Source organism: Ferrovibrio sp., assembly GCF_029255545.1.
Taxonomy (GTDB): Bacteria; Pseudomonadota; Alphaproteobacteria; order Ferrovibrionales; family Ferrovibrionaceae; genus Ferrovibrio.
This window is the reverse complement of sequence record NZ_JANLJJ010000015.1, coordinates 2,615-14,508: the sequence shown is the minus strand read 5'-3', so window position 1 is coordinate 14,508 and position 11,894 is coordinate 2,615. Positions and strand designations below refer to the sequence as shown.

15 protein-coding genes and 1 riboswitch are annotated in these 11,894 nt (G+C 66.0%); of the genes, 11 read left to right on the top strand and 4 right to left on the bottom strand.

Features of this window, described 5'->3' with window-relative positions; translation table 11 throughout:
* Positions 1-63: 63 nt before the first annotated feature.
* The gene (locus tag Q1J79_RS01435) at positions 64-1,038 is read right to left on the bottom strand and encodes a DUF1775 domain-containing protein (RefSeq protein WP_300295536.1); all 975 of its coding nucleotides are present in this window, start codon (positions 1,036-1,038) and stop codon (positions 64-66) included.
* Positions 1,039-1,084: 46 nt separating this feature from the next.
* Positions 1,085-1,510: a DUF2946 family protein gene (locus Q1J79_RS01430; RefSeq protein WP_300295535.1), complete on the bottom strand. Its 426-nt coding sequence runs from the start codon at positions 1,508-1,510 to the stop codon at positions 1,085-1,087.
* A gap of 68 nt (positions 1,511-1,578) precedes the next feature.
* A riboswitch (cobalamin riboswitch) is annotated at positions 1,579-1,793 on the top strand.
* Positions 1,794-1,854: 61 nt separating this feature from the next.
* Between Q1J79_RS01430 and Q1J79_RS01425 the strand changes: the two genes are divergently transcribed.
* The 5 genes from Q1J79_RS01425 to Q1J79_RS01405 all read left to right on the top strand — a co-directional run bounded on the left by Q1J79_RS01425 (position 1,855) and on the right by Q1J79_RS01405 (position 6,178).
* A complete protein-coding gene (locus Q1J79_RS01425) occupies positions 1,855-2,466 on the top strand; it encodes a HupE/UreJ family protein (RefSeq protein ID WP_300295533.1) in 612 nt (203 codons plus the stop codon).
* Positions 2,467-2,769: 303 nt separating this feature from the next.
* Entirely contained in the window at positions 2,770-4,128 is a 1,359-nt protein-coding gene (rho, locus tag Q1J79_RS01420) for a transcription termination factor Rho (RefSeq protein ID WP_300295531.1), read from the top strand.
* A 153-nt stretch (positions 4,129-4,281) separates the two neighbouring features.
* Entirely contained in the window at positions 4,282-4,824 is a 543-nt protein-coding gene (gene sodC / locus Q1J79_RS01415; RefSeq protein WP_300295529.1) for a superoxide dismutase [Cu-Zn] SodC, read from the top strand.
* A gap of 41 nt (positions 4,825-4,865) precedes the next feature.
* The gene (locus Q1J79_RS01410; protein WP_300295528.1) at positions 4,866-5,717 is read left to right on the top strand and encodes an AraC family transcriptional regulator; all 852 of its coding nucleotides are present in this window, start codon (positions 4,866-4,868) and stop codon (positions 5,715-5,717) included.
* Positions 5,718-5,752: 35 nt separating this feature from the next.
* Positions 5,753-6,178, top strand: a complete 426-nt coding sequence (locus Q1J79_RS01405; protein WP_300295526.1) for a DUF2000 family protein — start codon at positions 5,753-5,755, stop codon at positions 6,176-6,178.
* 13 nt (positions 6,179-6,191) lie between these two features.
* On the opposite strand, the gene Q1J79_RS01400 is transcribed toward Q1J79_RS01405, so the two are convergent.
* Positions 6,192-6,665 (bottom strand): PAS domain-containing protein, encoded by a 474-nt coding sequence (locus Q1J79_RS01400; protein ID WP_300295524.1) that lies wholly within the window; start codon positions 6,663-6,665, stop codon positions 6,192-6,194.
* 636 nt (positions 6,666-7,301) lie between these two features.
* Between Q1J79_RS01400 and Q1J79_RS01395 the strand changes: the two genes are divergently transcribed.
* The 5 genes from Q1J79_RS01395 to Q1J79_RS01375 are packed head-to-tail and all read left to right on the top strand — an operon-like array spanning position 7,302 to position 10,321.
* The gene (locus Q1J79_RS01395; RefSeq protein WP_300295522.1) at positions 7,302-7,529 is read left to right on the top strand and encodes a hypothetical protein; all 228 of its coding nucleotides are present in this window, start codon (positions 7,302-7,304) and stop codon (positions 7,527-7,529) included.
* Positions 7,530-7,532: 3 nt separating this feature from the next.
* Positions 7,533-7,802, top strand: a complete 270-nt coding sequence (locus Q1J79_RS01390) for a hypothetical protein (protein WP_300295520.1) — start codon at positions 7,533-7,535, stop codon at positions 7,800-7,802.
* Between the two features lie 13 nt (positions 7,803-7,815).
* Complete coding sequence (locus tag Q1J79_RS01385; protein WP_300295518.1) at positions 7,816-8,871, top strand: methionine ABC transporter ATP-binding protein; 1,056 nt, start codon at positions 7,816-7,818, stop codon at positions 8,869-8,871.
* The gene (locus Q1J79_RS01380) at positions 8,840-9,493 is read left to right on the top strand and encodes a methionine ABC transporter permease (RefSeq protein WP_300295517.1); all 654 of its coding nucleotides are present in this window, start codon (positions 8,840-8,842) and stop codon (positions 9,491-9,493) included. The genes Q1J79_RS01385 and Q1J79_RS01380 overlap by 32 nt, the downstream gene beginning before the upstream one ends.
* A gap of 39 nt (positions 9,494-9,532) precedes the next feature.
* Complete coding sequence (locus tag Q1J79_RS01375) at positions 9,533-10,321, top strand: MetQ/NlpA family ABC transporter substrate-binding protein (RefSeq protein WP_300295515.1); 789 nt, start codon at positions 9,533-9,535, stop codon at positions 10,319-10,321.
* Positions 10,322-10,391: 70 nt separating this feature from the next.
* Here Q1J79_RS01375 and Q1J79_RS01370 read toward each other — a convergent pair whose 3' ends face one another.
* Positions 10,392-11,132: a DUF2470 domain-containing protein gene (locus Q1J79_RS01370; RefSeq protein WP_300295512.1), complete on the bottom strand. Its 741-nt coding sequence runs from the start codon at positions 11,130-11,132 to the stop codon at positions 10,392-10,394.
* Between the two features lie 43 nt (positions 11,133-11,175).
* On the opposite strand from Q1J79_RS01370, the gene Q1J79_RS01365 reads away from it, so the two are divergent.
* A partial coding sequence (locus Q1J79_RS01365; RefSeq protein WP_300295511.1) for a hypothetical protein occupies positions 11,176-11,894 on the top strand: 719 nt, incomplete at its 3' end.

The window sequence follows — 11,894 nt, the reverse complement described above, 5'->3', positions numbered from 1 at the left end:
AGGCGGAATCCGCCCGTGGCGCAGCTCGGGCTGCGCGGCAGGCCGCCTTCAGGATCGGATGGCTTAGTGCTTGTGGCCGCCGTTGCCGGCGTCACCCATGCTGCCGGCTTTCATGACCGGAACCTGGATGGTGACCGTGCCAGCCTTTTCGAAGGTCAGCGTCAGCGGGAACTGCGTGCCTTCCTTCAGCGGCTGCTTCAGGCCGATCAGCATGACGTGATAGCCGCCGGGCACCAGGCCGGTCTGGCCCTTGGCGGGCACGGGGATATCCTCCACCGGCCTCATGCGCATGGCGTCGCCATCCTTCACATGGGTATGCAGCTCGACACTCTCGGCCACCGGCGAAGCAGCCTTCATCAGCCTGTCGGCCGTGCCGCCGGCATTCTTCAGCGTCATGAACACGCCGCCCACCTTCGCCGGCGTGGCGCGGGCGAAAGGCTGCTCGATGGCAATGTCGCCGGCCTTTGGCGCCGCCGGCATGCCATGGCCATGCCCGGCCTGCGCAAGCAGGACCGGCTTGGTGGCATCGGCGACGCGGATCAGCGCGGCCGGACGCGGCAGGTCATGGGCCGACTGGCCGGCGGCGGGAATCTGCTCCCAGCGGGTTTCGCCGCCCTCGCAGGTCTGCACCACCGGCAGCCAGAGCTGCGCGCCTGGCTGGTTCGGCAGTTTCAGCACCAGGCCGAACTCGTCGAACTGCTCGTTGGGCAGGCGTCCGCCGCTCCAGCTCACCGCGCTGACCAGGATGTCGGCCTTCTGGCCATGGCCGATCTCGACCGGCTGGGCCAGCTTGCGGGTTTCGATGGCAACCTGCCAGCCCGCCTTGGCCTGCGGCCGCACGCTCACCACGTCCTCGGGGATGGCGACGCGGATCGCCGTGGTCGGGCTGCTGCCGCAGCCATGGGACACGCGCAGGGCGGTACGGAAATAGCTGCCCGGCTCGGCCAGCGCCGGATCGGCGACCACGTGGGCTGTGGCGGGCAGGGCGGAAAGGCTGAGAGCGAGCGCCGCAGCGCTCATGAACAAAATACGCGACATGGGGAAATCCTCCCGTAAATCCTGAAGATAAAGATGGTTTTCAGGTTTACGAAAGCGGGGGGGCGCGGGCCTGGGCGGGAAGATAACGGGCCTGGGCCGGCGTGCTGTCCGGCGCGGCGCCATAAAGGACGGTGATCGCCAGGCCGGGCAGCAGCAGCGGCAGGGCGCTGGGCAGGATGGCATGGCCCAGATTGGCGGTGACCAGGCAGACCGGGCAGTTCTTGCTTGCCTGCATCGGCTGGTCGGGATCGGCGTCAACCGGCAGGCCGTCTTTCAGCGCCAGCGTGCGGAACCCCAGCGCCGAACACAACACGACCTGTTCGATGCCATTGGTGGCCTGCACGCGCTGGATGGCATGCTGGGTCAGCGGCAGCAGGGCATGGAAAATCACTGCCAGCAGGGCCAGGCGCGCCAGAACGCGCGCCAGCAGATGGCGGCGCGAGGGGTGCGACAGGGATGCGGCAATGCTCATGACTGCAAGGCTTACCCCTGTCGCCGGTCTTCGGCAAGGGCGGCGGTTTGACGCAGGCCGGCCGGGCTCTTAAGCTCCGTCGCGATGGTCCGCCGGCGATTCACCCAGCCGGCGGTGAAAAGGGAATGCGGTGCGGAAGCTTGCTTCCAAGGCCGCAGCAGCCCCCGCTACGGTAGGCGGCGAGCGCGGCACCAGAATGCCACTGGCCGGGAAACCGGCTGGGAAGGCGGCGCCAAGCGACGACCCGCAAGCCCGGAGACCTGCCATCATCTGACCGGGCGGTTGCCCTGCTTCGAGGGGAATGATGCAGGGTGGATCGTCTTTCCTGTACGGGAGGTACGCCTATGTTACGTCTTGTTGCCGCCATCGCGGCCTTGTTTGCCGCCACACCAGCCTTCGCCCATCACGCGATGGATGGTCAAACCCCAAACACGCTGGCCACCGGCCTGATTTCCGGCCTGGCCCATCCGGTGATCGGCCTCGATCATCTGGCCTTCATCCTCGCGGCCGGCCTGCTGGCGGCGCCGCGTGCCCGCGGTCTGGTCCTGCCGCTTGCTTTCGTGCTGGCCTCGCTGGCCGGCGTGGTGGTGCATCTCAACGGCGTTGACCTGCCGGCCGGCGAAATCCTGGTGGCCGGTTCGGTGCTGCTGCTTGGTATCCTGCTGGTGATCCCGCGCAGGATCGATGACAGCCTGTTCGCCGCCATCCTGGCGCTGGCCGGCCTGTTCCACGGCTATGCCTTCGGCGAGAGCATCGTCGGCGCCGAAACCACGCCGCTGGGCGCCTATGTCGCCGGGCTTGCGATTATCCAGTATGGCATCGCCGCCGGCGTGGTGCTGGCTTGGCGCTTCCTCGGCCGCAGCGCCAGCGACAGGCTGCCGCAGCTCAGCCGCTTCGCCGGCGCCGGCGTGGCGGTAATCGGCGCGGTTTTCCTGGTGCTCAACCTCGCCGCCTGACGCCGGTCGGTTCTGATCGCATTTTTGTCATCGTGACAAGATGGGGCGGGTGGCTGCAATCGTGGCCGCCCGCCCTTGACTTACCCGGCGCGCATTGCTATTTCGCTTAGGCAACCGGCCCATCTTCTTTCGGGCTGGCGCCGTTCTGGCACCCCTTCCGCACTATTTCGAATTCCAGTTCATGATGCGGAATCTGCGCGGGCGGCTCTCAACACCCCCCTTCACTGGCTGCTGCTCTGCTCTGGAGCCAGCGCCCAAATCTCCCAAACACATCCGCTCTAGCCTGAGTCCGCGAGTCCGTCGATGAATCTCCAGGAACTGAAAACCAAATCCCCCACCGACCTGCTCGCCTTCGCCGAGGAGCTGCAGATCGAGAACGCATCCACCCTGCGCAAGCAGGACATGATGTTCGCGATCCTCAAGCAGCTGGCCGAGAAGGAAGTCGAGATCACCGGCGAGGGCGTGCTGGAAGTGCTGCAGGACGGCTTCGGCTTCCTGCGCTCCGCCCAGGCCAACTACCTGCCGGGCCCCGACGACATCTATGTCAGCCCGAACCAGATCCGCCGCTTCGGCCTGCGCACCGGCGACACCATCGAAGGCACGATCCGCGCGCCGAAGGATGGCGAACGTTACTTCGCCCTGCTCAAGGTCAACACGATCAATTACGAAGACCCCGAGCAGAGCCGGCACAAGGTGCATTTCGACAACCTGACGCCGCTCTATCCGACCGAGCGCCTGCGCATGGAAATGCCGGCCGCCGAGGAAGCCGAGCCGGCCCCGGCGCCGGCCGCCGCCGCCAAGACGCCGACCATCAAGAGCCGCGGCGGCGAGGGCAAGCGCGAGAAGCTGATCTCCTCGGCGCCGAAGCGTGACGTCTCGGCCCGCGTGATCGACCTGATCTCGCCGCAGGGCAAGGGCCAGCGCTCGCTGATCGTGGCGCCGCCGCGCACCGGCAAGACGATGCTGCTGCAGAACATCGCACATGCCATCAGCCACAACCATCCGGAAGTCTACCTGATCGTCCTTTTGATCGACGAGCGTCCGGAAGAAGTCACCGACATGCAGCGCACGGTGAAGGGCGAGGTAATCTCCTCCACCTTCGACGAGCCGGCCAGCCGCCACGTGCAGGTCACCGAGATGGTGCTCGAGAAGGCCAAGCGCCTGGTCGAGCACAAGCGCGACGTCGTCATCCTGCTCGACTCGATCACCCGCCTGGCGCGCGCCTACAACACCGTGGTGCCCTCCTCGGGCAAGGTGCTGACCGGCGGCGTGGACGCCAACGCGCTGCAGCGCCCGAAGCGCTTCTTCGGCGCCGCGCGCAATATCGAGGAGGGCGGCTCGCTCACCATCATCGCCACCGCGCTGATCGATACCGGCTCGCGCATGGACGAAGTGATCTTCGAAGAGTTCAAGGGCACCGGCAATTCGGAAATCATCCTCGACCGCAAGCTCTCCGACAAGCGTACTTTCCCGGCGATCGACATCACCAAGTCGGGCACCCGCAAGGAAGAGCTGCTGGTCGACAAGGGCGTGCTGGCCAAGATGTGGGTGCTGCGCCGCATCCTCATGCCGATGGGCGGCCAGGACGCAATGGAATTCCTGCTCGACAAGATCAAGCACAGCCGCACCAACGCGGATTTCTTCGATTCGATGAATACCTGATCGCCGGCCTCGGCTGGGCGACCGGACGGGCGGGGGCAACCCCGCCCGTCTTTTTTTGTGCGTCCCGCCTATTTTTGCATTCCGGCCTGCTTGCCGGACCTTTTCCGCCGCATATCTGTTGGACAGGGCAGGCCTGCCCGAGGAGGAAACGACATGCAGCGTGTTCTGATCCTGACCCTAGCTCTCACCGGGGCCATCGCCCTTGCGGCCGGCCCGGCGCTCGCCGCCGAGAAAACCATCGACATCCATGCCATCACGGCCAGTGGCATGGGCGCCAAGATCGGCACCATCGCGGCCAGGGACACGCCCCAGGGCCTGATGCTCAGCCCGGCGCTGGCCAACCTGCAGCCGCCGGGGCCGCATGGCTTCCACCTGCATGAAAAGCCCGATTGCGGCCCGGGGCCGGGACCCAACGGGCAGATGGCGGCCGGCATGGCGGCCGGCGGGCATTTTGATCCACGACGGACCGGCCGGCATCATGGCCCGCATGACAGCGCCGGGCATCTGGGCGATCTGCCGCCGCTGGTGGTCAACGGCGACGGCACCGCCACGCTGCCGGTGATCGCGCCGCGCCTGAAGGTGAGCGACCTTGCCGGCCATGCCCTGATGATCCACGCCGGCGGCGACAATTACAGCGACCAGCCGGCGCCGCTGGGTGGCGGTGGCGGCCGCATCGCCTGTGGCGTGGTCCGGTAGCCGATTGGGCCTGCATCGCGGTTCTGCTAGACTGCGACCATATGACCGGCGTGCATCCGAAGGACTGGCTCAGTTTCGCCCGCGACCCGCAAAGCGGCACGGAAGCCGTGCGCGCCTGCTTTCACAACCATGCCTATGATCCGCATTTCCATGATCAGGTGCTGGTCGGCGTGACCGAGCAGGGACTGCAGCAATTCCGCTGCCGCCGCCAGCTGCATCGCAGCACGCCCGGCCGCGTCATCCTGATGGAGCCGGGCGAGACCCATGACGGCGAGGCTGGCGCCAGCACCGGCTTCACGTATGCGATGCTGTATTTCGATCCGGCCTGGCTGCGGGATGCCGTGGCGCTCTATGCCGGTCGTGGCGATGGCCGGGCCGTGCTGGGGTTTCCCGCCATCCTGGCCGACGATCCGCGGCTGGCGCAGGCGATCGGGGCCGCGTGGCGACAGGTCGCCAGGCCCGATAGCCGGATGGCCCGCGAGGCGGCGCTGGACGCCGTGGCGGCGTTGCTGTGGCGCCGGCGCAATCCGGCCGGCGCCACGGCAATCCGGGCTCCGCGCATGGCGGCGCAGGCGCGCGCGATCATCGATGATTGTTTCGACGCCGATCTTGGCCTGCAGGATCTGGCGCTTGAGCTCGATACCGACCGCTTCCGCCTGACCCGCGCCTTCAAAGCGGCTTATGGCCTGGCGCCGCATGCCTATCTGGTGCAGCGCCGGCTCAGCCGGGCCCGCCAGATGCTGGTGCGCGGCGAAATGCCGGCGGCCGCCGCGGCCGCTACCGGCTTTGCCGACCAGAGCCATTTCGGCCGCTGGTTCCGGCGCGCCTATGGCATGACGCCGGCCGCCTATCGCCGCGCCTGCACAAACCTTCCAGACAGCCTACCGGCCTGACGCCATCCTCGGTCCTGCAACGGCAGGAGGATGACGTGTCGGAGACGAAGGTGGCGTTCGAGACCAAGATCGCGATTGCGGTGCGCGAGGACCTGGCCGCGTGGCAGAAATTGAACGTGACGGCCTTCCTGGCCAGCGGGCTCGCCGCCGCCATTCCCGGCTGTATCGGCCAAGCTTACGTGGATGCCGCCGGCCGCCGCTATGCCGCCTTGTGTGGCCAGCCGATCCTGGTCTTTGCTGCCGGGCTGGATGACCTGCGCAGGGCGCATGACCGCGCGCTGGCCCAGGGCCTGACCATCGCACCCTATGTGGCGGCGATGTTTGCCACCGGTCACGACGCGGCCAACCGCGCCGTCTTCGCCGCGGGCGACGCGACCGCGCAGGATTGGGTGGGGCTCGGGCTGCACGGCGACCGCAGGGCGGTGGACAAGGCCGTGAAGGGCCTGAAGCTGCATCCTTGACGTCAATCACCGATCAAACGCTGGAGTCGAAGAAGTCGGCGGCCAGCAGCAGCATGTCGGGATGGGCGCCATCGTTCCCCAGCGGCAGGCGCAGCACCTCATAATTGTAAATCCGCCCGTCGATCATCATATCCGGCCGTTCCACCATCGGGCAGGCCAGGCGCACCACCTCGTCGAACATCGTGGTGATGTGTTCGACATAATCGGGCTCGGGCAGCTCATCCAGCCAGCGGCCGCCGGTTTCATAGCCGAAGCGTTCGGTGGTGTTGGTGCCCACGAGGCGGACGCGATAGCGGCGCGTGCCGTTTCCGCTGTCATGCACCTCGACCAGCGAGACGCTGCCGAGCATCCAGGGAAAATCCAGCGGATCGATATCGGCGCGGGCGGGCAGGGCGCCGTCGCGGCGCAGGCCTTCCCAGTAGCCCAGCATCCGCCGCAAGCGGGGTTGCGATACGGTGTCCAGTGTTGCCGGAAGCTGGTTCGTCACGTCATGCCCGCTATGGCCTTGTCGGCAGTATGCCATGGCGACCGTGGGCAGGCGCCATGGCAAAAGGCCGGGGCAAAAAACTTTCGTCGGGTTGCAGATTGATCTTGTAACTGAAAATCATTCGCATATACTCAGGCCCATCGCGCCACTGCTTCCCTGCAGCCGGGGCGGTTTCTTAGGTCGGTCCCGACACTCTGCTGGTCGTGTCGGGATTTGTGGTCGGTCCGGTACAATGGGGCATTGCCGGGCCGACCCCGACCGAAATCTCCTGAAAATTGATGATTATCAATAGCTTCAGCCGGAGCTATGAATTTTTTGCGCCTGAGGCATGTTTTATTTGCGTAACTGTTTGTGAATTTATGTTGACCTGTGTTTCCTGGTGTGAAATATAGGGGTCGTCGGCTTCGGCCGGACCGCGGGATTTGAGGGGCAGCTTGCACCGCGACACCAATGCTAAAGCGCCACGGCGGAAGTCGTGGGCCCGAATGAAAAGTCCGGAGTGACCCATGATCCGTACCTGCATCCGCAAAACCCGTCTCTGTTGTTGTCGCTGACCACGCGCCGATCCAACCGCGTTTTCCAGTCCAGCGATTGAAAGCCGCGCCCTGAACCGGGCCGGCCAACGGAGATATTCCCATGAGTGAAGCCTATCTGATCGAGGCGGCCGGCGAGGCCGCCGGTGTGGTGATCCGCGAACGTGGCGGTTTCCGCTTCTTCGCATCCGCGCCGCAATTCGCCGCGCTGGAGCAGCAACTGTTCCGCCGCAGCACCGATGCCGAACGCGCCGCCCGTGCCCTGCTGGCCGCCAACGACAACGCGGCGCGCCGCCGCGGTTTTTCCCACCCGTCTCAGTCCTGGAGGTAAGCCATGACCGAGTTCCTGCTTCTGGCACCGGCCAACGAAGTGCCCACCCACATCACCCGGCATGAGCGCAGCCGGCGCCGGCCCGGCTTTGCCCATCGCCTGCAGGCCGCCTTCGGCGCCTTCCTCGCGCCCGACCGGCTGCAGCCCGCCGCCAATGATAACCCTTCCGTATCGCTCACCGATCCGCTGGCCCTGCCGCCGGAATGGCATGGGCGTGAGTGGAACCAGGGCGGCGACCTGATCGGGCTGAGTTTTTTGCCCTTCGACCGCTGAAGGATCACTGTCCATGATCGAGTTGCGTCACATCACCAAGCGCTTTGCCGGCGTATCGGGCAGCGTCGAGGCCCTGCGCGATGTCAGCCTGGAGATCGCCGCCGGGGAAATCTTCGGCGTGATCGGCCGCAGCGGCGCCGGCAAGTCCACGCTGATCCGCTGCATCAACCTGCTGGAACGGCCCACCGAAGGCAGCGTGATCGTCGCCGGCCGCGACCTCACCCTGCTCAAGGCGCCCGCGCTGCGCGCTGCCCGGCGCGACATCGGCATGATCTTCCAGCATTTCAACCTGCTGTCGGCGCGCAATGTGTTCGACAACGTGGCCCTGCCGCTGGAACTGCGTGGCGAAAGCCGTGCTGCGATCAAGGCCAAGGTCGAACCGCTGCTGGAGCTGGTCGGCCTGGCCGACAAGGCCGGGCGTTATCCGGCGCAGCTCTCCGGCGGGCAGAAACAGCGCGTCGGTATTGCCCGTGCGCTGGCCACCGATCCGAAAGTGCTGCTCTGCGACGAGGCCACCTCGGCGCTCGATCCCGAAACCACCGAGCAGATCCTGGCGCTGATCAAGGATATCCGCGACCGGCTGAAGCTGACCGTGGTGCTGATCACCCACGAGATGGCGGTGGTGAAGGAAATCGCCGACCGCGTCGCCGTGATGGAACAGGGCCGCGTAATCGAGCAGGGCAAGACTTTCGATGTCTTCACCCGGCCGCAGCATGCCACCACGCGCAGTTTCGTGGCCGACCAGATCGGCTTCGCCCTGCCGCCGGCGCTGGAGAAACGCATCGCCGCCGATCCGGATCATGTTCATGCCGGCCTGTGGCGGATTCTCTTCACCGGGCCGCATGCCGACGAGCCGGTGATCGCCGCGCTCAGCCGCAACCTGAATATCGACCTCAATATCCTGCATGGCCGGATTGACGAGATCCAGGGCCGCCCCTTCGGCGTCATGGTCGTGCAGGCCCGCGGCAGCGAAGCCCAGCTCACCGCCGCCCGCCAGTTCTTGGCGACCCGCCAGCTTCATGTCGAGGATCTGAATCATGTCGTCCGCCCTGATCGAATTGCTGTTTGACGGCCTGCTCGAGACGCTGGTGATGGTCGGCGTCTCGGGCGGCATCGGGGCTGCCTTCGGCATCCCGCTCGGCGTGGTGCTGATCCTCACCGACCGTGGCGGCATCCTGCAGAACGTGCCGCTCAACCGCGCGCTCGGGCTGATCGTGAATGCGGCGCGCTCCACGCCCTTCATCATCCTGATGGTGGCGGTGATCCCCTTCACGCGGCTGGTGGTGGGCACCTCGATCGGCACGCTGGCCGCCGTCGTGCCGCTCACCATCGCCGCCATCCCCTTCATTGCCCGCCTGGTGGAAACCGCCCTGCGCGAGGTGCCGGCCGGCCTGATCGAGGCGGCCGAGGCCATGGGTGCGACGCCGTTGCAGATCGTCACCAAGGTGCTGCTGCCCGAGGCCCTGCCCGGGATCATCGCCGGCCTCACCATCACGCTGGTCAGCCTGATCGGTTATTCCGCCATGGCGGGCGCGGTGGGCGGCGGCGGCCTGGGCGATATCGGCATCCGCTACGGCTACCAGCGTTTCCTGCCCGAGGTGATGCTGGCCGTCGTCGCTGTCCTGATCGTCTTCGTGCAGGGCGTGCAGTCATTGGGCGACCGCCTGGTGCGCCGCCTCAGCCATCGTTGAGTTTCGTTAAACCTCCCTACACAGAAAAGGAAAAATACCATGTTGAACCGTCGCAGTTTCGCCGTTCTCGCCGTCGCGGCTCTCGTCTCGCTCCCTGCTGTCGCCCAGGACAAGCCGATCAAGGTCGGTGTCACCGCCGGCCCGCATGCGGAAATCTTTGAAGTCGTGAAGAAGGTGGCCGAGAAGGACGGCCTGAAAATCCAGATCGTGGAATTCAGCGATTACGTGCAGCCCAATGCCGCGCTGAATGCCGGCGACCTGGATGTGAATTCCTACCAGCACCTGCCGTATCTCGAGGCGCAGATCAAGGATCGCGGCTACAAGCTCAGCAATATCGGCTACACGGTGAATTTCCCGATGGGCGCCTATTCCAAGAAGGTGAAGGCCATCGGCGAGCTGGGCAGCGGCGCGCGCATCGGCATCCCCAACGATCCCACCAATGGCGGCCGCGCCCTGCTGGTGCTGGAATCGGCGGGGCTGATCAAGCTGCGGCCCGATGCCGGCCTGAAGGCGACGCCGCTGGACATCGCCGAGAACCCGAAGAAGCTGAAGATCGTGGAGCTCGACGCCGCCCAGCTGCCGCGTGCGCTGGACGAACTCGATGCTGCCGTGATCAACACCAATTACGCGATCCCCGCCGGCCTGAACCCCAAGCGCGATTCCATCGCCATCGAGACGCCGAAATCGCCCTACGTGAACATCATCGCCGTGCGCAGCCAGGACAAGGACAAGCCCGAATACGCCAAACTGGTGCAGGCCTATCGTTCGCCCGAGGTGAAAGCCTTCGTGGAAGAGAAGTTCAAGGGTGCCGTCGTCACCAGCTGGTAAACCGTCCGCCTCAGTCCTCCCCGGACCTCGGACGCGAAAGCCCGTCAGCCGAAAGGCTGGCGGGCTTTTTTTATGCCGCCCGCGCCTGCTTCACCAGGCGCACCAGTTCCACCCGCGCGCCTTCGGCATCGCTCACCGGTTTGGCGAAGGGCAGGCGGAGCAGCTCGCCCTCATGGCTTTCATCCGTGCGGATCAGGTCGGCGCCTTCCGGGTCCACGCCGCACATGCGCCAGGTGCCCTCCGTGCGGCCCAGCAGCTTGGTGGCATAAAGCTGCACGGCCTCGGCATGGTCGGTATTCATATGCGCGATGATGCCGGCCTCGGCCTCGGCCAGGGCCTGCCAGTCGCCGCTGTATGTGTAATCGTCGAGCCAGTGGATCTTGCCGAAGCCGGCCACGATATGCGCGCGCGTCACGCTCACGCGGTAGAAGGCGAAATCCCGGAAGCCGGCGTAACCTTCGGCCGAGGGATGCCGGGCGAGGAAACGGGTCTGGTGGCGCGGCAGCTCGGTTTTCTCGGCAAAGCCCAGCAGGGTTACGCGTGGGCCGGTCAGCGGTTCGGTGAAGCCTGTTGTGCCGTCGCAGAGCAGCGATACGCGATTGTCGGCCAGGATGTTTTTTGTGTGCTCGGCCAGGGTGGAGACCAGCAGCAGGGGCGCGGCGTCGAGATCGCAGGCCAGCAGCACCAGCGAGGCATAGGGTTGGCCACCCTGGCCCGATTTGCCGGCCTCCGCCATCGTGGTGGCCAGCGTCGCGGTGCGGCAGGCGCGCGCGACAGCCCGTGCAGCCGGGGTAGGGGGAATGTCAGTCATCGGCTTGGTCCGATCGGAAGATGTGCTGCGGAAATTATAGGGGATGCATGCCGCCCGGGCGAATGGCCGGCAGGATATGTTAAAGCTGCAATTTTTCGGAAAATACCTCGCGCAGGCTTATTTATCGATATTGACTTCCCGCGCAGGCTGCGGCGGAATGACAAAACGCGACCTGCCAGGGGTGGTCGCGCGGGGTCGGTTACCGTTCCGGGGGGAACAGAAAATCATGCGCCAGCTTTTGATTGGGGCCAGCCTGCTTCTGGGCCTGGGGGCCTGCTCATCGCTTACCGAGGGCACATCGCAGACCCTGACTTTCGAGAGCGACCCGCCCGGCGCGGCCTGCGAGCTGAAGCGGGCCGGCATGATCATCGGCCGCGCCACGACGCCAGGCACCGTGCTGGTGCAGAAAACCCGGGCCGATATCGAGGTGACCTGCCGCAAGCCGGGTTACGAGGATGCCGTTGCCCAGATTCCGTATGACATGGCCGTCTCGACAATCGGCAACGTGCTGATCGGCGGCGGGATTGGCCTGATCGTCGATGCCGCATCGGGCGCCAGCATCAAATATAACCCGGTGACGTCCGTGACCCTGGTGGCCAAGTCAGGCACCGATGCCCCCGTCGCCGTGGCATCGGTGGCGCCGGCCAGCCAATCTGTCACCCAGCCGGCTGCGGCCAGCCAGATTGCCGCAGCCCCAGCGGATGGGGCGAAGCCGAAGCTGGATCGGGACGCGCTGTGGCGGATCAGCGAACCGGCGCTGAA

Coding starts and splice junctions, on each gene's coding strand:
- Q1J79_RS01435 (WP_300295536.1), bottom strand. CDS start 1,038: ATGTCGCGTATTTTGTTCATGAGCGCTGCGGCGCTCGCTCTCAGCCTT.
- Q1J79_RS01430 (WP_300295535.1), bottom strand. CDS start 1,510: ATGAGCATTGCCGCATCCCTGTCGCACCCCTCGCGCCGCCATCTGCTG.
- Q1J79_RS01425 (WP_300295533.1), top strand. CDS start 1,855: ATGTTACGTCTTGTTGCCGCCATCGCGGCCTTGTTTGCCGCCACACCA.
- rho (WP_300295531.1), top strand. CDS start 2,770: ATGAATCTCCAGGAACTGAAAACCAAATCCCCCACCGACCTGCTCGCC.
- sodC (WP_300295529.1), top strand. CDS start 4,282: ATGCAGCGTGTTCTGATCCTGACCCTAGCTCTCACCGGGGCCATCGCC.
- Q1J79_RS01410 (WP_300295528.1), top strand. CDS start 4,866: ATGACCGGCGTGCATCCGAAGGACTGGCTCAGTTTCGCCCGCGACCCG.
- Q1J79_RS01395 (WP_300295522.1), top strand. CDS start 7,302: ATGAGTGAAGCCTATCTGATCGAGGCGGCCGGCGAGGCCGCCGGTGTG.
- Q1J79_RS01390 (WP_300295520.1), top strand. CDS start 7,533: ATGACCGAGTTCCTGCTTCTGGCACCGGCCAACGAAGTGCCCACCCAC.
- Q1J79_RS01385 (WP_300295518.1), top strand. CDS start 7,816: ATGATCGAGTTGCGTCACATCACCAAGCGCTTTGCCGGCGTATCGGGC.
- Q1J79_RS01380 (WP_300295517.1), top strand. CDS start 8,840: ATGTCGTCCGCCCTGATCGAATTGCTGTTTGACGGCCTGCTCGAGACG.
- Q1J79_RS01375 (WP_300295515.1), top strand. CDS start 9,533: ATGTTGAACCGTCGCAGTTTCGCCGTTCTCGCCGTCGCGGCTCTCGTC.
- Q1J79_RS01370 (WP_300295512.1), bottom strand. CDS start 11,132: ATGACTGACATTCCCCCTACCCCGGCTGCACGGGCTGTCGCGCGCGCC.